Raw genomic sequence first — 22,593 nt, 5'->3', positions numbered from 1 at the left:
GCAACCCCGTCCTCCTCCAACCCACCATCGAACAACTCACCACCACCGGCCACCACACCTACATCGAAACCAGCCCCCACCCCGTCCTCACCCACCCCATCACCGACACCACCGAAGGACGGAACGTCCATGTCGTGGAAACCCTCCGCCGCAACCAAGGCACCCACCACCACTTCACCACCAGCCTCGCAACCCTCCACACCCACGGCACCAACCACGCACTGACCTCACACATCCCCGCTCATCGCACCACCGCCGACGATCCCCAACTGCCCACCTACGCCTTCCAACACCAGTCCTACTGGCTCGAGTCGCTGCCCTCGGACCGGAACGCGACCGGGCTCGGGCTGCACCCGGTCGATCACCCGCTGCTGACCGCCGCCGTCGAACTCGCCGACGCCGGAACGCACTTGTTCACCGGGCGGATCTCGGTCCGCACCCATCCGTGGCTCGCGGACCACGCCGTCCTGGACACCATCCTGTTGCCGGGCACCGCTTTCCTGGATCTCGCACTGCACGCGGTGGAGGCGACCGACACCGTCGCCCTCGAGGAGCTCACCCTGGAGAGCCCCCTCGTCATTCCCACCGTGGGCGCCGTCCAGCTCCAAGTCGCGCTCACCGCCCCCGACGACACCGGCCGGCGCACCATCACCATCCACTCCCGCACCGACGACCCGAACACCGAGCAACCCTGGACCCGACACGCCGTAGGCGCACTCACTGCGGACGAATTCGCTTCTGTGGCACCAGCGTTCGATGCGACGAGTTGGCCTCCGCCCGGTGCGGTCGAGCTGGATGTGTCGGACCACTACGACCGGTTGGCGCTGCACGGCCTCGGCTACGGGCCGGTCTTCCAAGGACTCCGGGTCGCCTGGCAGCTAGGCGACGAGCTGTACGCCGAGGTCGACCTGCCCCCGGACACCGACGTCTCCCGCTTCGGCCTGCATCCCGCGCTCCTCGACGCCGCACTGCACCCGATGGGTCTGGCCCCGGCACCGGAGCCGGTGGTGGATTCGAGCGCGTCGGAGGTGACCCGGCCGGTGGTGCTCCCGTTCTCCTGGAACGGGGTACGGCTGCACCGCACCGCGTCGACTTCGGTCCGGGTGCGGCTCACCCCCGTCGGCGAGCACGCTGTCGCGCTGGAGGTCGCCGACCGCACCGGCGCCCCGGTGGTCACCGTCGAATCCCTCACGGTACGTCCGCTCTCACCCGAGCAGCTCGCCTCGGCGCGCGGCGGCGGTGGGACGGACTCGCTGTTCCGACTGGGTTGGCAGCCGGTACCGGCCGGTCCGGTCGGGGCGGGTGCCTGGGTCACCCTGGGTACGGACGGCCGGATCGACCACACCGACGTCGAAGGCGTTTCGTACGCCGATCTCGCCGCGCTGCGTGCGGCGTTGCACGAGTCTCCGGGCTCGCTGCCGGGCGTAGTCCTCGCGCCGGTCGGGTCCGCGCTCGACGGGGATGCCGCGCCGAAGGCGGTTCGTACGGCCGTCGGCGAGGCGCTGGCCCTGCTCCAGGAGTGGCTGGCGGACGAGCGGCTCGTCGACAGCCGGCTCGTGGTGGTCACCACCGGCGCCGTCGCCACCCGGTCCGGCGAGGACACGCCCGATCTGGCGGGCGCGGCTCTCTGGGGCTTGTTCCGGTCCGCGCAGAGCGAGCACCCCGACCGGTTCACCCTGGTCGACACCGACGGCAGCGCCGGGTCGCGCCGGGCCCTGGCGTACGCCGTCGCGGGCGACGAACCGCAACTGGCCCTGCGGGACGGAAAAATTCTGGTCCCGCGCCTGACTCGGGCCGGGTCGGCGAGCGGCGGGGACGACCCGGCGCCACGCGTCCTCGACCCGGAGGGCACGGTCCTGATCACCGGCGGGACCGGTACGCTCGGCCGGCTGGCCGCGCGGCACCTGGTCACCGAACACGGCGCCAGGCACCTGCTGTTGACCAGCCGACGCGGTCCGGCGGCCGAGGGTGCCGCCGATCTCGCCGACGAACTCATCGGCCTCGGCGCCACCGTGACCATCACCGCGTGCGACACCGCCGACCGCGCGGCGCTCGCCGAGGTGCTCGACGCGATCCCGGCCGGGCACCCGCTCGGTGCGGTCATCCACACCGCCGGCACGCTGCGGGACTCCGTCGTCACCGGTCTCACCGGAGAGCATCTCGACGCGGTCCTGCGGCCCAAGGTCGACGCGGCCTGGCACCTGCACGAACTCACCCGCGACCACGACCTCAGCCACTTCGTCCTCTACTCCTCGGCGGCGGGTTGCTTCGGCAATCCCGGGCAGGCCAACTACGCCGCCGCGAACACGTTCCTGGACGCGCTCGCCCACCATCGTCGGGCCCGGGGGCTCGCCGGCACGTCGCTCGCGTGGGGCCTGTGGGCCGAGACGAGTGCGCTGACCGGCGGCCTGGACCCCACCGATCGGGCCAGGGTGACCCGAGGCGGGCTGCTGCCGCTGGACACGCGGGAAGGGCTGGAGTTGCTCGACGCGGCGCTCGCACTCGGCGCGCCGGCGTTGCTGCCGGCCCGGCTCGACCCGGCCGCGTTGCGCGCGCAGGCCGCCGACGGCACGCTGCCGGCGATCCTGCGCGAGCTGATCCGGCTGCCCGGTCGACGCACGTCGGCCGTCGGTGCGGAGCCACTCGCCGACCGGTTGAGCGGGTTGTCCGATGCCGAGCAGACCGCGCTGCTGCTCGACCTGGTGCGCGGCCAGGTGGCGGCCGTACTCGGGCACGCGAGTCCCGAAGCGGTGGTCGCCGATCAGGGCTTCAACGATCTCGGCTTCGATTCGCTCACCGCCGTCGAGTTGCGCAACCGACTCAACGGCGCGACCGGCTTGCGGCTGCCCGCGACGCTGGTCTTCGACTACCCGACCCCGGTCGCGCTGGCGGGCTACCTCCGGGACGGCCTCGCGCCCCGCATCTCGCCGTCCGCGCCGGCGCTGGCCGACCTGGACCGCCTCGAGGCGAGCCTGGCGCGCCTGGAAGCCACCGAGGACGAGGCCACGCGCGGTCGCATCACCCAACGCCTGCAAGCGGTGCTCTCCCGCTGGACCGCCCCCGCGACCACCGCCGACGCGGACGTCACCGACCGCATCGACACCGCCTCCACGGACGACATCTTCGCCTTCATCGACAACGAACTCGGCCGTTCCCTCCAATAGCCCACACCCATCCACCCAGGCCTCCCTCACGCGCGGCCCGATCCCACGGCACCTCGCCGTCCGCCCCGACCCACTCCTCTCCCCCCATGTCGCCACCACCGCGACCCACACCACCCAGCCGCCCATCCGACCACCCACCCAGGCCTCCCCACCCGCGCGCCCCGCGCTACGTGCGCCTCCTTGTCGAGGAGAAGTTCCGATGGCAACGAATGAAGAGAAGCTCGTCGACTACCTCAAGTGGGTGACCAACGACCTGCACCAGACCCGCCGTCGGCTCCAGGAGGTCGAGGCCAAGGAGGCCGGTCGCGGCCGCGAGCCGATCGCGATCGTCGCGATGAGCTGCCGCTATCCGGGCGGCGTCCGCACGCCCGACGACCTGTGGCGGCTCGTCGCCGAGGGCACCGACGCGGTGGGCGGCTTCCCGACCGACCGGGGTTGGGGGGTCGAGGAGCTCTACCACCCCGACCCCGATCGGCTCGGCACCTCCTACACCCGCGACGGCGGCTTCCTGTACGACGCGCACCACTTCGACCCGGAGTTCTTCGGGATCAGTCCGCGCGAGGCGATCGCCACCGACCCGCAACACCGGTTGCTCCTGGAGACGGCCTGGGAGGCGTTCGAGCGCGCCGGGATCGAGCCGACCTCGCTGCGCGGCAGCCGTACCGGCGTGTTCGCCGGCGTGATGTACAGCGATTACGGGTCCCGGCTCCAGAAGCACGCGGCCGAGGAGTTCGAGGGATATATCGGCAACGGCAGTGCGAGCAGCATCGCGTCGGGGCGCCTGTCGTACACGTTCGGCCTCGAAGGGCCCGCGTTGACCATCGACACCGCGTGCTCATCGTCCCTGGTCGCCATCCACCTGGCCGCCCACGCGCTGCGTCAGGGCGAATGCACGCTCGCCCTGGCCGGCGGCGTCACCGTGATGGCCTCCCCGGGCCTGTTCGTCGAGTTCAGCCGCCAGCGCGGTCTCGCGCCCGACGGGCGGTGCAAGTCGTTCGCCGCGGCGGCGGACGGCGCCGGCTTTGCCGAGGGTGCCGGGCTGCTGCTGCTGGAGCGGCTCTCCGACGCCGAACGCAACGGCCACCCCGTCCTCGCCGTCCTGCGCGGCTCCGCCGTCAACCAGGACGGCGCCAGCAACGGACTCACCGCACCCAACGGCCCCTCCCAACAACGGGTGATCCGGCAGGCCCTCACCGGCGCCGGACTGACGGCCGATCAGGTGGACGCCGTCGAGGCGCACGGCACCGGCACCACTCTCGGCGACCCGATCGAGGCACAGGCACTGCTCGCCACCTACGGCCGGGACCGGCCCGCCGAACACCCGCTCTACCTCGGCTCGTTGAAGTCCAACATCGGCCACACCCAGGCCGCCGCCGGCGTCGCCGGTGTGATCAAGATGGTCCTCGCCATGCGGCACGGCATACTGCCCAAGACGCTGCACGTCGACGAGCCGTCACCACACGTGGACTGGACCGCAGGCGCGGTCACCCTGCTCACCGAGGCAAAACCGTGGCCCGACACCGACCACCCCCGCCGCGCCGGCGTCTCCTCCTTCGGCATCAGCGGCACCAACGCCCACCTCATCATCGAGCAGGCACCCACCGTCGAACCCGACACGGCACCGGCGGCCGATCCGACCACCGCGGCCGGCGATGCCCGCCCCGTCCCGTGGCTGCTCTCCGCCCGTACCCCGCAAGCGCTCCGGGACCAGGCGCAGCGCCTGCACGCGCACATCGACGCGCATCCCGAGATCGACCCGATCGCCGTCGCGCACACACTCGCCACCCGGCGGACCACGTTCGACCACCGCGCGGCCGTCGTCGCCGACAAGCGCGAGGACTTCCTACTCGGCCTCACCGCACTGGCCCAGGGCCAGGTGAGCACCACGACGCTCCGGCACCACCACACCCCCGCGGCGGGTCGCGTCGCGTTCATGTACACCGGCCAGGGCAGCCAACGGCCCGGCATGGGCGGTCAACTACGGGTCACTCACCCGGTGTTCGCCGAGGCGTTCGAGAACGCCTGCGCCCACCTCGATCCGCACCTGGACAAGCCACTGCGCGAGGTGATCGACCACCACCCCGAACTCCTCAACCAGACCCGCTACACCCAACCCGCCCTGTTCGCCCTGCACATCGCGCTCCACCACCTCCTCACCCATCACGGCATCACACCCGACTACCTCATCGGCCACTCCATCGGCGAACTCACCGCCGCACACCTCGCCGGAGTCCTCACCCTCCCCGACGCCGCCACCCTCGTCACCACACGAGCCCGCCTCATGCAAACCGCACCCACCGGCGGCACCATGATCGCCATCACCGCCGCCCCGAACGAACTGGCCGAACTCCTCGACGGACACCAACACCTCGTCTCCATCGCCGCGCACAACGCACCCCACGCCACCGTGATCTCCGGCGACCGCGAACTCTGCCTCCACATCGCCGAACAAGCACGCATCGAAGGTCGCAAGACCAAGGAACTCAAGGTCAGCCACGCATTCCACTCACCCCACATGGACCCGATCCTCGACGAGTTCCACACGATCGCGAGCAGCCTCACCTACCACCCCCCACACACCCCGATCGTCTCCGACACCACCGCCACCATCGCCACCACCGAACAACTCACCGACCCCACCTACTGGACCAACCACATCCGCCACGCCGTCCGCTTCCACGACGGCATCACCACCCTCCACCACAAAAACGTCACCACCTACATCGAACTCGGACCCGACACCACCCTCACCACCCTCGCGCAGGAGACCGTGCACGCGCTCCGCCGGGACGAGTCCGGTGCCCGGGGCGAATCGGCGTTCGTCCCGCTCCTGCGCGGACACCGCCCACAGGCCCGGAGCGTGGCCACCGCGTTGGCCACCGCCCACCTGCACGGGGTGTCCGTCGACTGGCCGTCGGTACTCACCGGACCCGCCGGTCCGCCGCCGCCCGTCGACCTGCCGACGTACGCCTACCAGCGGCAGCGCCTGTGGCTGGACGTACCGGAATCCCCGGGCGTCGACGGCGGGTTCGATGGTGTGGCGGAGGCACCGGCCGACGCGCGCTTCTGGACGGCGGTGGAGAACGGCGATCCGGACGCGCTGGCCGACGCGTTGCACGTGGATGCCGACGGACAGGCCGCCCTGCGTGCGTTGTTGCCCGCGCTGACCGCGTGGCGGCGGCAGCGCCGGTGGTGGCACCGGGTGGTCTGGCAGCCGGTACCGGAGCCGTCGAATGCGGTGCTGTCGGGCACGTGGCTGCTGCTCGCGCCGGCGGATCATCCGGCCGCCGACGACGTGTTCGCCGCGCTCGGTCGGCATGGCACGCAGCCGATCCGGATCGAGGTCCCGGTCGCCGCGGACGGCGCGCCGGACGTGGACGCGTTGCCCGCCGCCCTGGCGCGGTATTGCGACCCGGACGGGGTGCTGGCCCTGGCGCCGGTCGACCCGGACCCGGCCGGTCGACTGGTGCGGGTGCTGGCGGAGAGCGGGATCAAGGCGCCACTGTGGTTGGTCACCCACGACGCGGTCGCGCTCCGTGGCGACGCCGCGCCGGCCCGGCCGGACCGCGCGCTCGCGTGGGGCCTGGCCCGGGCGGCGGGTACGGGCGCACCGGACGGTCCGGGTTCGGTCCGCCTGTTGGATCTGCCCGAGCGGCCGGACGAGCGGGCGACGGCGCGGCTGGCCGGCGTACTGGCGGATGCCGACATCGAGGACCAGGTGGCGATTCGGGCCGCCGGGGTGTTCGTCCGCCGGCTGGTGCGGGCCGCGCCCGTTGCGCGGGCGGTAGACGGCGACGGCTGGAAGCCGCGTGGCACCACGCTGATCACCGAGGGCACCACATCCCTCGGTGCCCAGGTCGCCCGGTGGCTGGCCCGACGCGGCGCCGATCATCTCCTGCTCACCCGGGCCGTCCCGGGTGACACGTCGGCGCTGGAGGGGGAGTTGGCCGGCCTGGGCACGCGGGTGACGGTTGCCGTGTGCGACCCGGCGGATCCGGCCGAGACGGCGCGGCTGCTCGCGCTGGTCCCGGCCGAGCACCCGCTGGCGGCGGTGCTGCACACGGCCCCCGCCCCGACCGCCGAGTACGAGGCAATCACCGTCGTGGATGAGGCCGTTCACCGGTCGGCGGCGGCGAACCTGGATCGGGCCACCGAGCACCTGGACCTGTCCGCGTTCGTGCTCTTCTCCTCGCTGGCCGGCCTGCTGGGCACCTCGCCGGATCCGGCCGACGCCGGTACACACGCGTACCTGGAGGCGCTCGCCCACGCGCGCCGGCAGCGGGGGCTGCCGGCCGGCGTGGTGGCGTGGGGTCCGTGGGTCTCGACCGGTGCGGGGGCGGCCGAGGCGGACGGGTTGCGGCCGGTGGCGCCGCAGCCGGCGATCGAGGCGTTGTTCGAGGCGCTGGCTCAGGCGCCGGATCGGGACGTGCCGAGCCTGGTCGTCGCGGATGTCGCGTGGGATCGCCTGTCGGCCCGTTTCCCGGCGGTGGGCACGGCCGCGCTGGTGCGCGATCTCGCGGCGACGGGCGCCCCGTCGGGCCCGGCCGGTGCCGGGGCGGCGGCCGACGCGGGTGATCGGTCCGTCGAGGTTCGGCGGCGGGTGCTGGAGGCCGACGACGCGGAGGGCGAGCGGGTGCTGCTCGACATCGTGCTCGGGCACGTGGCGGCGCTGCTCGGGCACGGGTCGGGCGCGGCGATCGACGCCGACGAGGACTTCGTCGCGTTGGGTTTCTCCTCGTTCACCGCACTGGAGTTGCGCAATCTGCTCAGTGCCGCGATCGGGGTCGAGCTGGCCACGGTGGCGGTGTTCGACAATCCGACGCCCGGCGCGCTGGCCCGGTTCCTGCGGCTGGAGATCGAGGCGAGCGAGCCGGTCCCGGCCGCCGTCTGAGCGAACTCCCGGTACGCGTACGGCGTCCCGCGACCGATGCGGTCGCGGGACGCCGTACCCGGGTGTGCGTGCTCGCTGCCGTCACCAAGAACGTGCCCAGGTGCTCGGGTGCCGTGGCCGGGGTCCGTCGACGGCTGCTCGCTGCCGTGACCGGGGAACATGCCCGGGTGCTCGCTCCCGCGACTGGGAGCATGCCCGGGTGCTCGCTCCCGCGATCGGGAACAGGCCCGGGTTCTCCGTCGGCGCGGGGCGCCGGTCGGTCAGCCGGCCCGCGCCGGTGTGGCCGCGGCGGTGCGCAGGCCGCCCATGGTGAGTTCGAGGAGCCGGTCGGTCTGGCCCGCGTCGCTGGGGGCCTGCTCGATCGCCCAGGCGATGCCGTTGGCGATCTTGAGCAGGTCGGAGATGTCGGTGTCCTTGCGCACGGTGCCGGCCTGCTGGGCGCGCAGGAGCAACGCGGCGCCGGCCGAGCGCATCCGGGTGTGGCACGAGGACGCGGTGGATTCCTGTTCGAGCATGGTGGCCATCAGCGACGCGGCGAGCCCGCGGTAGGTGGTCGCGTAGGCGATCACCGAGCGCAGCCAGGTGGCCAGCGCCTCCTCGGGCACAGGTGCCCCCAGCAGGGCCTGTGCCTCGCCGCACAGCCCTTCGACGCCGTCGTGGAACACCGCTTCGAGCAGTGCGTGTCGGGTCGGGAAGTTGCGGTACAGCGTGCCGGGGCTGACCCCGGCGCGGCGCACGATGTCGTCCAGCGGCGCGTCCGGCCCGTGCTCGGAGAATGCCTCGCCGGCCGCGACGATCAGCCGTTCGTAGTTGCGCCGGGCGTCCGCGCGCATCGCACGTGCCGGGGGCTGCTCAGTCGTCATCGCCGATCCCCTGGTTGCACGGTTGCCGAAATCCTGGAAACGGGGCGTCCAGGATACGTCGGGGGCCGAACGGCCTTTGTACACGGTACCCCGGCGGGTGCGGCGTCCGGTGCCGCATCGGGCCTGCCTGGGACCGCCTTTCGGTCGATTGCCGAGTCCCAAGGGCGGGATTAGCGCGAGCAAAGAACGGCTTAAGCCCGCGACCGCACGCTCGAACCGACCGCCGCGTGATACCGGCTCGGCCCGGAGCGCTCGGCGCGGTCGATCGGCTCCCCGCCCGTACCGCCCGCCGTTGCCGGGCCGCCGACAGGAATGGCGATCCATGACCGGAATCGATTCCGCAAAGAAACAGAGCACGCTGCCCTCTCTCACCGGCATGCGGTTCTTCGCCGCACTGATGGTGTTCCTCGCGCACGCCTCGGATCAGCGGTTGTTCCGGGACGCCGGTTTCAGCGCCGACTTCAATGACGTCGTGCGCGGTTCCGGATATGTGGGGGTCGCCTTCTTCTTCGTGCTCAGCGGCTTCGTGTTGACCTGGTCCGCTCGGGCCGGCGACACCGCCCGGGCCTTCTGGCGCCGACGCGCGGCGAAGGTGTATCCGAACACGGTGGTCGCGGTCGTCCTCGCCGCGATCTTGTTGAGCACCACCGATCGGGTGCTCGAGGCGAGGGTCCTGGTCCCGAACCTGCTGCTGATCCAGTCCTGGATTCCCGACCTGGAGATCTTCCTCGGGGTGAACCCGCCCACGTGGTCGCTGGCCTGCGAGTTGTTCTTCTATCTCTCGTTCCCGCTGCTGCTGGTGGGGATCAAGCGCATCCCGGGCCGCTACCTGTGGCCGGCGGCGGCGGGCGTGGCGGCGGTGGTGGCGGTGATGCCGCTGGTGGCCGAACTCATCCAGGGCGGCGTGATGTTCCCGCCGCCGGTGTCGGTGTCCTTCCCCAGGTTCTGGTTCGTGTACGCGTTCCCGCCGGTGCGGATGCTGGAGTTCGTGCTGGGCATGCTGATGGCGCGGATCGTGCTGACCGGTCGGTGGATCCCGCTCGGTCGGCTGCCCGCGCTGGCGCTGGCGATCGGGGCGTTCGTAGGGCTCAAGCACGCGTCGACGCTGTTCTCCATCGTCGCGGTGATGGTGGTGCCGATCGCGCTGTTGATCTCCTCGGTGGCCGCGGCCGACGTGCGCGGCGCGCGGTCGTGGCTCGGCAGTCGGTTCGTGGTTCGGCTCGGCGAGATCTCGTTCGCGTTCTACCTGTTGCACCAACTCGTGCTGTCCTACGGGCATCGCTGGTTGGGTCTGCACCGGACCTGGAGCACCCCGGGCGCGTTCGGTGTGCTGGCGGGGCTGCTCCTGGTGGCGCTGGCGCTGAGCGCGGTCCTGCACGCCGTGGTGGAGCAGCCCGCGATGGCGCGATTCGCCCGGCCGAGGCGGCGGCCCGCCCCGATCGAGGCGGCCGCCGAGCCCGACTCCCGCGGCGGACCGGCCGCCGGTTCCGATTCCGGCGGTGGCCCGGGTTCCTCGTCCGATCCGCGCGGCGGTCCGGGCGCCGGGTCGTCCGCACAGCTCCCGGCGCTGCCGGCGGCGAACGCGTCGTCCGCTCGCGGCGAGCCGTCCATCGTGGACTGACGGCCCGTCACCCAAGGCCTCCGGCAGCACCGGCGCGGCGTCCGCGTCGCACCTTCGCCCTCCTCGTTCGTTCTTCGCCCCTCGGGCGACGGACCCACGGGGAGGGCGTCCTCTGTTTCCGTCCGGTTTCCCCAGCGTGTCCGCCCGTTGGACGCTCGGTCACGCCCGGAGCGGATTTTCAGACAAGATCTGCACTCGGTGACCGGCCACGGCCGGTTGCGTTACGACTCGTGTGATCACCGGGTCGTTGGCCGTCCGGCCGTCGCGGACCAGGGCTGATCCGGCGCCCACGAGTGCCCGGAGCGAAGAGACGTCCGGTTGGCGGGTGACCGAAAACCGCGTGCGGGGCGGATCGAACAGCTAAACGGAGAGAGTGTCGGGTTAGCCTGATCCCGCACCTGAACCCTGCGGGCCCGACCGACCCGGGGCCTACAGCCGAGGACGTTGACAGCACTCGAGGGGTCATCGTGATGCGCTTCATTCGACACCGCTCCACCTCAGCGATCCACGCGGGAACCACCTCCGACCACTGCTGTCCGGGGCACTGTCCGCGCCCGTAGGGCCACTCGTCTCGCGTCCGAATCAGCCGGAGTCGCCCCATCCGCCCGCCCCGGTGGACGGTGATCCTCCCCAAGGCATCGGATCGCGACATTCGACGTCGCATTCGACCGCCCCCGTTTCCGGGTGCGGTCGAACACGCCGCCCCACGCCACATCGGCGAGGTCGGCGAATCCTTCCCGGTGCCATGTGCCCGGGGTGAATTTGGTGTGCGCGGGGGAATGGAGTTGTGCCGTTATGCACGGGGATACGGTCGGATTGGTGGAACGCGGACGCGAGTTGGCGATATTCGGGGAGCTGCTGACCGGCTGCCGGGACCGGCGCGGCCGATTGTTGTTGGTGGAGGGCGCGGCCGGGGCCGGAAAGTCGTCGCTGCTCCTGGGCTTGCGCGAAGAGGCGTCGACGGGCGGATTCCGGATTCTCCAGGCCCGGGGTTCGCGGTTCGAGGAGAGTTTTCCGTTCGGGATCGTGCGCCAATTGTTCGAGCCTTTGCTGGCCTGCGCGCCGCCGGAGCTGCGGGCGGCCATGTGGTCCGGCGCGGCGGAATTGTCGGCTCCGTTGTTCGAATACGCCGGCGGTCTGCTTCCGCTCGGTGGCGACGACGGGCCGGGCAGCGCGGCCGAACGACAGGCTTTGTTTCACGGTCTGTATTGGCTGTGCGTGAATGTCGCCGACCGCGAGCCGCTGGTGCTGGTCGTCGACGACGTGCAATGGGCCGACGAGTCGTCCCTGCGTTTCCTGCATTATCTGGCCACCCGGCTGGACGAGTTGCCCGTGGTCGTGGCGGTGGCCACCGAGTCGATGCGCTGGGGACCGCAGGCGGACGTGGTGCGCGCGATGGTCTCCTCGCCGCTGGCCCGGGTCGTCCGCGCCGAGCCGTTGACCGAGACGGGCGTGCGCGAGTTGGTGATCCGCGTGGTCGGCGCCGATCAGGGCACCGGATTCGCCCGGTTGTGCCACGAGGCCACCGGTGGCAACCCGTTCTTCCTGCGCGAGTTGCTGGGTGAACTCCAGGCGGACGGCGTGGTTCCGGTCGAGGCTCCCGGCCTGCCCGCCGCGGTCGTTCCCGAACCGGCCGGCCCCGACGGCGAGGGGGCGCGGGTGTTGTCCCGGGCGGGCGAGGCCCGTCGCGTGTCCGTCCCGGTGGGCCCGTGGGCCGGTTCGGCACCCGGCGGCGATACCGGGGCGGTGGCCTTCGGGAAGGCCGTCGACCGGAGCGTACGGGCCGGCGAGGCGGTCCTGGGCGCCGAGGACCGCGCGCGGGGCGCGCTGGTCGAGGTGGGATCCGGAACGCGCGCCGACGGGCCGGTCGCCGGCAACGGGCGGGCCGGTGTGTTCACCTCCCGGGCGGGCGGCACGTTCCCGGTGACCTGGCGGAGCGAGCCCGCCCCGGCGTTCGGCGGCCTGGGCACCGGTGTGCCCGGGCCGGCTCCCGGGGACGGCGCCGAGCGCGGCGAGGCCCGGCGCGCGGTGTCCGTGCGTACGGTCCCCGCCGAGGACGGGATCGACGCCCCCGCCGAGGAGGGGCGTTGCGGGGACGTGGTGGCCCGGGTCTCCCGGCTCGCGCCGGGCAGCGTCTCGCGCAGCGTGGTGCGCCGGCTGCGGCTGTCGCCCGGCCCGGTCGCGGTGTTCGCGGAGGCGATGGCGGTCGTGGGGTTGACCGCGGATCCGGTACTGGTGGGCCAGATCGCCGGGTTGAGCCGGGCCGAGGCCACCGAGGCGGTGGGCGTCCTGGTCGAACTGGGCATGGTGCACCCCGGTTCGCCGTTGCGCTTCGTCCACCCGACCGTGCGCGAGACGTTGTACCGGGATCTGCCGCTGCGCCTGCGCCACCGCGCGCATGTGCGGGCCGCGCGGGCGCTGACCGGCGCGGGCACGTTGCAGGGTGAGGCGGCGGGCGAGGCCGCGGACCATCTGATGGAGGTACCGCCGGCCGCGGATCCCTGGGTCGCGGACGTCCTGGCGGTGGCCGGGCGCAGCGCCCTGGCCCACGGTGATCCCGGGGCGGCGGTGCGCTATCTGCGCCGGGCCCTGCACGAACCCGCGCCGCCCGCGACCGTGCCCGCGCTGTCCGCGACACTGGGCCGGGCCGAGTTGCGCGCGCGTGGCGGGCACGCCTGCCGCCGACTGGCCCAGGCCTTGGACGCCGCGCCCGATCCCGAGGCCCGGGCCCGGGTCGGTGTGGATCTGGCCTCGGCGCTGGTGGCCGCGTGCCGGCACGACGAGGCGATCACACTGCTCCAGGGGTTGCGCGAGGAACTGGCCGCCGTCCTGCCGACGGACGGCTCCGACCCCGACGGCGAGGGCTTCCTGCGGGTGTGCATGGCCCTGACCGTGGTCGCCCAACTGATGCCCGCCACCCGGCATGTCGCCGCCCGCGAGGTGGCCGGCCTCGGCGAGTGGGCCGGCGAGCACCAGTGCGACGACCCGGCCACCAACCCGGTGCCCACCACACGATGGGGGCCCGACTGCGTCTGCGCCGACATCCGCCGGGTGCTCATCGCCGCCGACACCGTGCGGGCGCTGAGCGAGGGCAGGCCCGCCCAACAGATCGTCGAACGCGTGCAACACGCGCTCACCCAGGGCTGCTTCGCGTACGGACGACTGGTCACCGGGCCGGACGGGGAGTTGCATCCCATCCTGCTGCTGGCCGGGGCGCTCGCGCACTGCAACCGGCTGACCGAGTCGGACACGCTGCTCACCCGCGTCCTCTCCGACGCGCGCGATCAGAACCTGACCCTGGCCGCGGACGCCGCCCGGGCCTCGCGGGCCTGGGTCCGCTGGCAGCGCGGCATGCTCGCGGAGGCCGAGACCGACGCGCGCACGGCCCTGCGGGCGATCCATCCGGACGTCGCCGCCGACGCCCCGCCACCGCCGGGGAGCGTGTTGTGCCTGGCCACCGCCGCGCTGGCGTCGACCTTGGCCGTCCGGGGCGATCTCAGCGGCGCGGCGCGGCTGTTGGAGGACGCGCCGGACCTGGACACGCCGCAGACCCTGACCCTGCTGCCGCTGCTGGTCGCCCGGGGGCGGGTACGGCTGGCCCAGGGGCACTCGGAGAACGCGCTCGACGACATCCTGCACGCCAGGGCGCTCTTCCATCGCTGGACCGCGCCGACCCCGGTCGCGTTCCTGCCCACCATCGACGCGGTCACCGCGCTGGTCCGGCTCGGCCGTACCGACGAGGCCCGGGCGCTGGCCGAGACCCAGGTGCCCGCCGGGCGCGCGTTCGGGGCGCCGCGCACCATCGCCGGCGCGTTGCGGGCCACCGCGCAGACCGCGCGCGGTACCGACCGGGTACGGATCCTGGAGGAGGCCCTCCAGCACATCCGCACCACCCCGGCGGTGCCCGACCACACCCTGACCCTGCTCGAACTGGGCATCGCGCACCGGCACAACGACCAGCACATGCAGGCCCGTTGCCGGTTGCGCGAGGCGGCCGACCTGGCCGAGAGTTGCGGGGCGACCGCGCTGGTCACCCGCGCCCGGGAGGAGCTCGACGCGATCACCTCGCGCACCCGGGGCCGGCAGCCGCGCCGGACCGGCCAGACCGGTCTGACACCCCAGGAGCGCCGGGTCGCGGACCTGGCCGCGGCCGGATACCGCAACCAGGAGATCGCCCACACGCTGTTCGTGACGGTCAAGACCGTCGAGTGGCATCTCAGCCAGGTCTACCGCAAACTCGGCATCAATTCCCGCGCCGAGCTGGGCGACACTCTGGAGACGGACGGCACCGAGAGCGCCTGACCCACCGACGAAACCGGGACCGGCCGCGGCGGCGCCGGTCCCGCGTCCTTGCCCCGGCGGCCCGGGGCCGGGGGCCGGGGTCCGCCGGGCCTGGAGCGTGTCTTCAATCCCCGGGCCGCCGTTCGTGCTCGGATCCGCCCCGCCCCGGTGGTTTCCCATACCGGTTTCGGTGCCACCCGTGGGCGGATGGCTGGGGGCATGCTGGGGTGCCCGGGGGGCGTGACCGGGGTCCGGGCGAGACACAATCGTGGTGAGGCTCCGTATATGGCCGCCGGCGTCCGAGTCCGGCCGGCACCGGGTCTCGACGGGACGTCGCCCGACGGCGCGCGATACCCCGACCATTCGTCATCGCGTCGAGTGCGGTCCGCCCGGGCCGGCCACGCCGGCCGGACCGCCCGCCTCGACCGAAACCCATGGGGGAAGTCATGCGATATTCGATCCTGGGCCCACTGCACGTCATCGACGAGGCGGGCAACGGCGCCCCGATCAGCGCGCCCAAACTGCGCACACTGCTGGCCGCACTGGTCATCCGAGGCAATCAGGTCGTCTCGATAGATCAACTGATCGACGAGATATGGGGCGAGAATCCGCCTCGCCGGGTGACAGCCGCACTGCATGTGTACGTGTCCCAGCTCAGGCGGTTGATCGGCAGGCCGGACGATCCCGAAGGCCCGATCGTCACCGGGGCACCGGGATATCTGCTGCGGATGGCGCCGGAGGACCTCGACCTGTGGACCTTCCAGCGCCATGTGCAACAGGGGCGCGCGCATCTGCGGGTCGGCGCCTACCACCAGGCGTCCGAGTCGTTGCGGGCCGCCCGGGACCTGTGGCGCGGGCCGGCGCTCGGGGAGCCGTACGGCCAGGGCCCGCTGATCCGCGGGTTCATGACCTGGCTTGAGGAAGCCCGGCTGGAATGCACCGAGTTGCTGGTGGAGGCCGAGCTGGAACTGGGCCTGCACCGGGAGTTGGTCGGCCCGCTGTACGCGCTGACCACCGAGCACCCGCTGCGTGAGGTGTTCCATCGGCAGTTGATGCTGGCGCTGTACCGCTCGGAGCGGCAGGCGGACGCGCTGCGGGTGTACCAGCAGGCCCGGGAGACGCTCAACGGCGAACTGGGCCTGGAGCCGGGGCGGGCGTTGCGGGACCTGCAATTGGCGATCCTGACCGCCGACGAGCAACTCGACACCAGGCTCGCGAGTTGACGTCGGCCCGTCGGCGGCCCGGGTGGGTCGCCGACGGGCCGCGCATCACGCGGTCGGCTCCTCCGCGATCGTGATGGCCTTCTCCGGACAGGCCCGGGCGCCGCGCAGGGCGGCGGCCCGGCGGGCCGCGTCGACCTCGAAGTCGCCCATCTCGTTGAAACCCTCGTCGGTGACCTCGTAGACCTCCGAGGCCAGTGCGCTGCACATGGAATGCCCCATGCAGGCGTCGGAGTTCACCCGGACGCGCATGCCCGCTACCCCTGCGCCCGGCCGAGCACGAGGTCGAGGTTGTGCAACCCGCGACCGGGCGAGTAGTGGTGCAGCGGCACGGTGCCCTCGGCGACGTGGTAGTTCGGCACGCGCTTGTGCCACTCCTCGATCGCGATGCCGATGATCCGGCGCGCGAGGTGCATCCCCAGGCACCGGTGCGGTCCGGTGCCGAAGGCGAGTTGACGGGTGGCGTTGCGGTCGAAGTCCACCTCGTCGGGGTTCTCGAACGCGTCCGGGTCCAGGCCCGACATGCCCCAGGACAACAACACCCGATCGCCCTTGCGCATGGTCACGCCGTGCCGCTCGACGTCGCGGGTGACCAGACGCCCGGTCGAGGAGACCGGTTCGTGCCGGATGAGTTCCTCGACCACGGCGGGGATCCGGTCGGGATTCGCGTTGATCAGGTCCTGGACCTCGGGGTGTCGGGCCAGGTACAGGAAGATCAGACCGAGTTGCGCGGTGGTGCTGTCCAGGCTGGCGAGCATGGTCACGAACGCGGCGTTGATCATCTCGTCGCGGGTGAGTTCACGGCCGTCGAAGCGTCCCTCGACGAGTTGGCTGATCACGTCCCGGCGGCCCTGGGTGCCCTCCGCGCGGCGCTGGTCGATCGCCTCGCCGAAGAAGTCCCACAGCGGCTTGTTCGCCACCCGCAGGTCCTCGTCGGTACGGGCGTTTGGGATGCCCTCGCGCCGCAGCCAGGTCTTGTGGTCGAGCAGTGTGCGCAGGTGCTCCCGGCCGATCCCGAAGCTGATCAGGAAGGTCTCGGCGGGCAGTTGGATGCCGAAGTCGGTGAGGAACTCGCAGCGCCCGGCGGCCACGATCGGCTCGATCGCGTCCACGGCGGCCTCCCGGATCCGGGGCGCGAAGTGGTTGACCACTCCGGGGTTGAACAGACTCGCCAGCGTCAGGCGCCACTTGCGGTGGTCCTCGCCGTCGAGCTGGATCGGGATCTGCTTGGTCGGGAAGATCTGCCGGTGCGGGATGACCAGTTCGGCGTTGGAGAACAACTCGGGGCTGCGCGCCGCCCATTCGATGTCCTCATAGCGGGTGAGGATCCAAAAGCCGCCCGCCTCCTCGGAGCGCACGATCGGCGCGCTCGCGCGCATCTGCTTCCAGTACGGGATCGGGTCCTGCTGAAGCCAGGGCTGGTACAGGCTCCACTGCCGGGAGCGCTCCTCGACGGTGGCCGGCGCCTGGGGCACCGATGCCGGGGGCGGGATCGGCGCCCGAGTCGGTGCCGGGGGCGGGTTCGCCGCCGGGTCTTGGGTCCGGGTGGGGTCGGTCATGCTCCTGCTCCTTCATGTCCTGGATCGGCCCGAAGGACGACGCCGGTGGGGGGATCCGCACGTGCGGCGGCCCGTCGTCGATCGCTCGGCGAGCGCGCGCGCCGCCGCGGTCCGGTCAGGCGGATGGGGTCGCGGGCGCGGCGGACGCCGCCTCGTCGGGTTCGCCGAACCACGTGGTCAACGCAGCGCCCAGACCCTTGGCCCGGGCGCCGGCCGCGTCGTCGGCCCACGCGACGAACCCGTCCGGGCGGACCAGGACGAGCGTCGCGTCCAGGGCCGGTTCGGTGGAGTCGGCGGTGACGATGTCGACGCGGTCGGCCCACGCGATCGCCTCGGCCGGGTCGGCCCCGCCGCCCGCGCCGCCGGTCAGGTCCACGAGCAGGCCGCGTCCGGTGCGCAGGAGTTCGAGCAGCTTGGTGTCGCCGGCACCGGGGTCCAGCGTGACCGCCGGGACCCGCCGGCCGACCAGCGCGTGCGGGTCGGCGCCCGGGTCGGCGTCGGCCGGGGCCGGGTAGCCGACCGCCGTGGTCATCTCCAACAGGTGCCGGTTGACGCTTTCGATCGCGGTGAGTTCGGCGACCATGTCGCGCAGCGGGGTGATCTCGGCCAGCGGGTGCATCAGCGCCATCTGGGCCCGCGAGTGCAGCGCGACCCGCTCGCCGACCGGGCGACGCTCGCCCTCGTAGCTGTCGAGCAGGCCGGCCGGGGCGTGCCCGGCCAGCGTCGCGGCCAGCTTCCAGCCCAGGTTGAGCGCGTCGTGCAGGCCGGTGTTGACGCCTTGCGTGCCGGAGATGAACAGCACGTGGGCGGCGTCGCCGGCCAGGAACACCCGCCCGTCCCGGTAGCGTTCGGCCAGCCGGGTGGGGCCGCCGTAGCGGGCGAGGTAGTGCGTCCGGGCCACCCGGGGCGCCTTGCCCAGCACCCGCCGTACGCTGTCGAGCAGTTCCTCGGTGCTCACCGGCACGTCGGCGGCCGGCGGTGTGGCGCCGAACTCGATCGTCATCAGCCGCAACCGGCCCGGCTGGAGCGGCAGCGCGCCGAACACCCCGGCCGGGTACAGGCCGCCGTCGAAGGTGTCGTGCTCGCTCTCCTCGAGTTCCACGTCGCCGAGCACCCCGGCGTACTCCTTGCCGGACGCGACGAACTCGATGCCGGCCAACCGCCGTACGGTGCTGTCCGCGCCGTCCGCGCCGACCAGGTAGGCGGCGCGCAAGGTCTCCTCGGTGCCGTCCTCGGCGCGGGTGTGGACCGTGACGCCGTCCGCGTCCTGGGTGTAGTCGCTCACCCGCACGCCTCGGCGCAGTTCCACGCCCAGTTCGCCGGCCCGCGCGCGCAGCAGCCGCTCCAGGCGCCACTGCGGGTAGGCGTAGGTGTATTCGGTCGGGCCGACCGACCTCAGGTCGAGCCAGTGGAAGGCGAACGGGGTGCGCGGCCAGGCGAACATCTCGTGTTCCCCGATGCGGTCCGCGAGTGCGCGCTGTTCCAGGATCTCCAGGGTGCGGCCGTGCACGGCCATGCCCGGGGAGAACTCGGGATCGTCGGTGCGCGCTTCCACCACGACGGGTTCGGCGCCGGCCAGGGCGAGTTCGCACGCGAGCAGGAGACCGGTGGGGCCTCCCCCGGCGATCACGACGGTGCGGCTCATGCTCTTCTCCTCCGCGCTGGGCGTTGGGGGTCGGCCCAGAGCTTGAGCGCAACGGCTAAGGCTGGGCTTAAGGGCGCCGGGCGGCCGGGCTCGCGGGGGCGTTCGAGGGCGCCCTTCACCCGGGCCGGCGAGCGCCGCCCCGGCATCCCGGCGAGCGGGCCGGTGAGCCGCCGGCACCGGCGCCGTGACCGGTCGTAAGAGTCGCTTTAGAACCGGCTGTGACAGTGGGCGCGAACGACCGGGGGCACCCGTCGGCGAGGCAGTGGGAGGGCCTGCCGCGGGCGTGGCCCCGCCCGGCGGTCGCGGTCTCACGGTGCCGAGGAGAAGCAGTCCATGACAGCACGGATCATCGCCGCCGACCGGGTGTTGCCCGGCGCGGGGGCCCCGGAGGTGCCCGACGGGGCGGTCCTGGTGGCGGACGGACTGGTCCGGGACGTGGGCCCGCGGGCCGAGGTCCTGGCCCGGGCGCCGGCCGGCACACCGGTGTCCGATCATCCGGGCGCCAGCGTCCTGCCGGGGTTGATCGACAGCCACGTCCATCTCGTGTTCGACGCGAGCGCGGATCCGGTGGCCGCGTTGGCCGGGGTCGACGACCTGGACCTGCTGCCGGCGATGGCGAGCCGGGCCCGGCTGCTGCTGGACAGCGGCGTGACCACGGTGCGCGATCTCGGCGATCGGGGCGGCTTGGCCCGGCGGTTGCGGGACGCGATCGCCGCCGGGCTGTTGCCGGGGCCGCGGGTGCTCGCCGCGAACACGCCGCTTACCGTGCCCGGCGGGCACTGCTGGTTCCTCGGTGGCGAGGTGGCCGACCACGACGAGTTGCTCGCCACGACCCGCGCGCACATCGCCTCCGGCGCGGACGTGCTCAAGGTGATGGCGACCGGCGGCAACCTGACCCCCGGCGGCCCCCAGGCGTGGCAGCGCCAGTTCGGCGCGGACGCGATCGAGCTGGTCGTGCGCGAGGCGCACGCCGCCGGACTGCGGGTGGCCGCGCACGCGCACGGCGCGGTCGGCGTCGAGGCGGCGCTGGCGGCGGGCGCGGACACCCTGGAGCACTGCACGTTCATCCCGGAGGCGGGCCCGGCGGCGGGTCCGGACGTACGGCTGGACCTGGTCCGCGAGATCGCCGAGCGCGGGGTGTTCGTGTGTCCCACCTTCAGTCGCGCGTTCGATCTGACCCGGGATCGGATCGGCCACGAGGCGATGGGCCCGTGGCTGGACGTGGCCCGGGTGTTGCACGAACACGGCGTGCGCCTGATGGCCGGTACCGACGCCGGCATCGCGGGGGCGCGCTTCGACGCCTACGTGATTGGCCTGGAGTGGCTGGCACGGTCCGGCCTGGCCAACACCGACGTGTTGGAGATGGCCACCACGAACGCGGCGGACGGGCTCGGGCTGGGTGATCGCACCGGGCGGCTGGCCCCGGGCTTCGCCGCCGACCTGGTGGTCGTCGCCGGCGATCCGCGCGCCGATCTCGCGGCGCTGCGCGCGGTGCGGCTGGTACTGGCCGACGGCCGCGCGCATCTGCCGCCGGCCGAGGTCGAGGCCCGGCTCCACGCCGACCGCTGAGCGCCGGGCGGGCCGGCCGAGGACCGCCCGCCCGCCCCCGGGGCGCCCGGGGCCGCGCCCGCGTGTCGGCGGATCCCCCTCGTCACACATCGCACATCGCACATCGGACATCGCACATCGCCGAGGAGTCGAGATGGAACGCACCGAGCACAGCGATCGCACGGTAGTCGTCGCGGGGGCCGGGCCCAGCGGCCTGATGTTGGCCTGTGAGTTGGCACTGGCCGGCGTGCGCACGATCGTGCTGGAGCGGTTGGCGGAGCCGCCGGGGTGGTCCCGGGCGCTCGGGCTGCAGTACGGCTCGATTCGGGCTTTGGAGCAACGCGGCCTGGCCGCACCGGTGTTCGAGTACGCGCCGATCAAGCACTTCGGTTTCGGGATGTTGCGGTTCACCGGGCTGGAGGAGCACCTGGTGCCGCGCCGGGTGCCGCAGCGCCGGATCGAGCAGCATCTGGAGGAGCGCGCGGTGGAGTTGGGGGTGGACGTGCGCCGGGGGCACGAGGTCGCCGACTTCACCCAGGACGAGTCCGGGGTCGCCGTCACGGTGCGCACGGCGGACGGCGAGTACCGGGTGGCCGGCGCGTATCTGGCCGGGGCCGACGGCGGCGCCAGCGTGGTGCGCAAGCGGGCGGGCATCGACTTTCCCGGCACGCCGTCGGTGGCCGACGGCATCACCGGCGACCTGCGGATCCCGGTGGAGCGGCAGATCCGGATCGACCCGTCACTGCACCCGAACGGGATGTTCGCGCTGATCCCGTTGGAGGACGAGCTGGTCCGGGTCACCGTGGCGGAGTTCGGCGCGCCCCGGACCGGACGCGAGGTCCCGGTCACCGAGGAGGAGTTGCACCGGCAGATCCGACGCGTGGTGGGCCGCGAGTTCGACCTGGGTACTCCGCAACTGCTGTCCCGGTTCGGCTCGTCCGCGCGGCAGGCGGAGCGCTATCGGCGCGGGCGGGTGATCCTGCTGGGCGACGCCGCCCATGTGCACTTCCCGATCGGCGGCCAGGGGCTGAACACCGGCTTGCAGGACGCGGTGAACCTGGGCTGGAAACTGGCCGCGACGATCCAGGGGTGGGCGCCGGAGGGGTTGTTGGACACCTACGCCGTCGAGCGACACCCGGTGGCCGCACGGGTGTTGATGAACACGCGGGCCCAGTTGTCGCTGATGTTCCCGCTTGCCGAGGCCGAGCCGCTGCGCGAGGTGCTGGGCGAGCTGCTGGCACAGGAGGAGGTCAGCCGGCATCTGGTGCACATGATCGCGGGAGTGGACATCCGCTACCCGGTCGCGGAGCGGTCCGGCATCGGCGCGGACGGGGGCGCCGCCGCCGAGGTGGGCGCGCACGCCCTGCTGGGCGAGCGCTTCCCGGACGCGGCGCTGGTCACCGAGGCGGGCGCGACGAGCGTGGACCGGGTGCTGCGGACCGGCCGCGCGGTGCTCCTGGACCTGTCGGCGGGCGGCGCCGAGCCGTTCGACATCACCGGCTGGAAGGACCGGGTGGACGTGGTACAGGCCGCCCCGGTCCCGGAGTCGGCCGCCTCGGCCGTGCTGCTCCGGCCCGACGGGTACGCCGCCTGGATCCGCCCGGAAGGCGCGACCGGGGACGGCGGCCTGCGACTCGCCCTGACCGGCTGGCTCGGCGCGCCCGCGTAGGGACCCGCTCGTTCGCCCGCGCGTTCGTCCGCCCGGTGCACCGTGTACCCGGCCCCAATTCCCGGACCGGACACGCGGGTTGCTGATGCGATTGAAAAGTCGAGAGTTCCTCCGTATCGTAAGTCGAGAGAT

Annotated in this window: 11 protein-coding genes; 7 read left to right on the top strand and 4 right to left on the bottom strand. The window is 72.8% G+C overall.

Going from position 1 to position 22,593, the window contains the following annotated elements; translation table 11 throughout:
* Both ACWCPW_RS43870 and ACWCPW_RS43865 read left to right on the top strand, forming a co-directional pair.
* Positions 1–3,164, top strand: a 3,164-nt coding sequence (locus ACWCPW_RS43870) for an SDR family NAD(P)-dependent oxidoreductase (protein WP_449767226.1), incomplete at its 5' end; no start/stop codon positions are given.
* A 199-nt stretch (positions 3,165–3,363) separates the two neighbouring features.
* Entirely contained in the window at positions 3,364–8,055 is a 4,692-nt protein-coding gene (locus ACWCPW_RS43865) for a type I polyketide synthase (protein WP_449767225.1), read from the top strand.
* 260 nt (positions 8,056–8,315) lie between these two features.
* On the opposite strand, the gene ACWCPW_RS43860 is transcribed toward ACWCPW_RS43865, so the two are convergent.
* Positions 8,316–8,918, bottom strand: coding sequence for a TetR/AcrR family transcriptional regulator (locus ACWCPW_RS43860; RefSeq protein ID WP_449767224.1), 603 nt, complete (start codon positions 8,916–8,918; stop codon positions 8,316–8,318).
* Between the two features lie 322 nt (positions 8,919–9,240).
* Here ACWCPW_RS43860 and ACWCPW_RS43855 point away from each other — a divergent pair, with 322 nt between their 5' ends.
* The 3 genes from ACWCPW_RS43855 to ACWCPW_RS43845 all read left to right on the top strand — a co-directional run bounded on the left by ACWCPW_RS43855 (position 9,241) and on the right by ACWCPW_RS43845 (position 16,043).
* Positions 9,241–10,539 carry an acyltransferase family protein gene (locus tag ACWCPW_RS43855; RefSeq protein ID WP_449767223.1) on the top strand — a complete coding sequence of 433 codons (1,299 nt, stop codon included), beginning with the start codon at positions 9,241–9,243 and terminating at the stop codon, positions 10,537–10,539.
* A gap of 819 nt (positions 10,540–11,358) precedes the next feature.
* Positions 11,359–14,841: an AAA family ATPase gene (locus ACWCPW_RS43850; RefSeq protein WP_449767222.1), complete on the top strand. Its 3,483-nt coding sequence runs from the start codon at positions 11,359–11,361 to the stop codon at positions 14,839–14,841.
* A 425-nt stretch (positions 14,842–15,266) separates the two neighbouring features.
* Entirely contained in the window at positions 15,267–16,043 is a 777-nt protein-coding gene (locus ACWCPW_RS43845) for an AfsR/SARP family transcriptional regulator (RefSeq protein ID WP_449767221.1), read from the top strand.
* 45 nt (positions 16,044–16,088) lie between these two features.
* Here the strand turns inward: ACWCPW_RS43845 and ACWCPW_RS43840 are convergent, their stop codons facing one another.
* The 3 genes from ACWCPW_RS43840 to ACWCPW_RS43830 all read right to left on the bottom strand — a co-directional run bounded on the left by ACWCPW_RS43840 (position 16,089) and on the right by ACWCPW_RS43830 (position 19,244).
* Complete coding sequence (locus tag ACWCPW_RS43840) at positions 16,089–16,292, bottom strand: ferredoxin (RefSeq protein WP_449767220.1); 204 nt, start codon at positions 16,290–16,292, stop codon at positions 16,089–16,091.
* A 5-nt stretch (positions 16,293–16,297) separates the two neighbouring features.
* A complete protein-coding gene (locus ACWCPW_RS43835; protein ID WP_449767219.1) occupies positions 16,298–17,599 on the bottom strand; it encodes a cytochrome P450 in 1,302 nt (433 codons plus the stop codon).
* 115 nt (positions 17,600–17,714) lie between these two features.
* Positions 17,715–19,244, bottom strand: coding sequence for an FAD-dependent monooxygenase (locus ACWCPW_RS43830; protein WP_449767218.1), 1,530 nt, complete (start codon positions 19,242–19,244; stop codon positions 17,715–17,717).
* 333 nt (positions 19,245–19,577) lie between these two features.
* On the opposite strand from ACWCPW_RS43830, the gene ACWCPW_RS43825 reads away from it, so the two are divergent.
* Together ACWCPW_RS43825 and ACWCPW_RS43820 are read left to right on the top strand one after the other, a co-directional pair.
* Positions 19,578–20,813, top strand: coding sequence for an amidohydrolase family protein (locus ACWCPW_RS43825; RefSeq protein ID WP_449767217.1), 1,236 nt, complete (start codon positions 19,578–19,580; stop codon positions 20,811–20,813).
* Positions 20,814–20,946: 133 nt separating this feature from the next.
* Positions 20,947–22,461, top strand: coding sequence for an FAD-dependent monooxygenase (locus tag ACWCPW_RS43820; protein ID WP_449767216.1), 1,515 nt, complete (start codon positions 20,947–20,949; stop codon positions 22,459–22,461).
* Positions 22,462–22,593 lie beyond the last annotated feature (132 nt).

Source organism: Embleya sp. NPDC001921 (assembly GCF_053594475.1).
The sequence above is the reverse complement of the archived record's forward strand: the minus strand, read 5'-3'. Positions and strand labels throughout refer to the sequence as shown.

What these genes read in the sequence shown, in the direction of transcription:
- ACWCPW_RS43865 (WP_449767225.1), top strand. Translation starts at nt 3,364, where the DNA reads ATGGCAACGAATGAAGAGAAGCTCGTCGACTACCTCAAGTGGGTGACC.
- ACWCPW_RS43860 (WP_449767224.1), bottom strand. Translation starts at nt 8,918, where the DNA reads ATGACGACTGAGCAGCCCCCGGCACGTGCGATGCGCGCGGACGCCCGG.
- ACWCPW_RS43855 (WP_449767223.1), top strand. Translation starts at nt 9,241, where the DNA reads ATGACCGGAATCGATTCCGCAAAGAAACAGAGCACGCTGCCCTCTCTC.
- ACWCPW_RS43845 (WP_449767221.1), top strand. Translation starts at nt 15,267, where the DNA reads ATGCGATATTCGATCCTGGGCCCACTGCACGTCATCGACGAGGCGGGC.
- ACWCPW_RS43840 (WP_449767220.1), bottom strand. Translation starts at nt 16,292, where the DNA reads ATGCGCGTCCGGGTGAACTCCGACGCCTGCATGGGGCATTCCATGTGC.
- ACWCPW_RS43835 (WP_449767219.1), bottom strand. Translation starts at nt 17,599, where the DNA reads ATGACCGACCCCACCCGGACCCAAGACCCGGCGGCGAACCCGCCCCCG.
- ACWCPW_RS43830 (WP_449767218.1), bottom strand. Translation starts at nt 19,244, where the DNA reads ATGAGCCGCACCGTCGTGATCGCCGGGGGAGGCCCCACCGGTCTCCTG.
- ACWCPW_RS43825 (WP_449767217.1), top strand. Translation starts at nt 19,578, where the DNA reads ATGACAGCACGGATCATCGCCGCCGACCGGGTGTTGCCCGGCGCGGGG.
- ACWCPW_RS43820 (WP_449767216.1), top strand. Translation starts at nt 20,947, where the DNA reads ATGGAACGCACCGAGCACAGCGATCGCACGGTAGTCGTCGCGGGGGCC.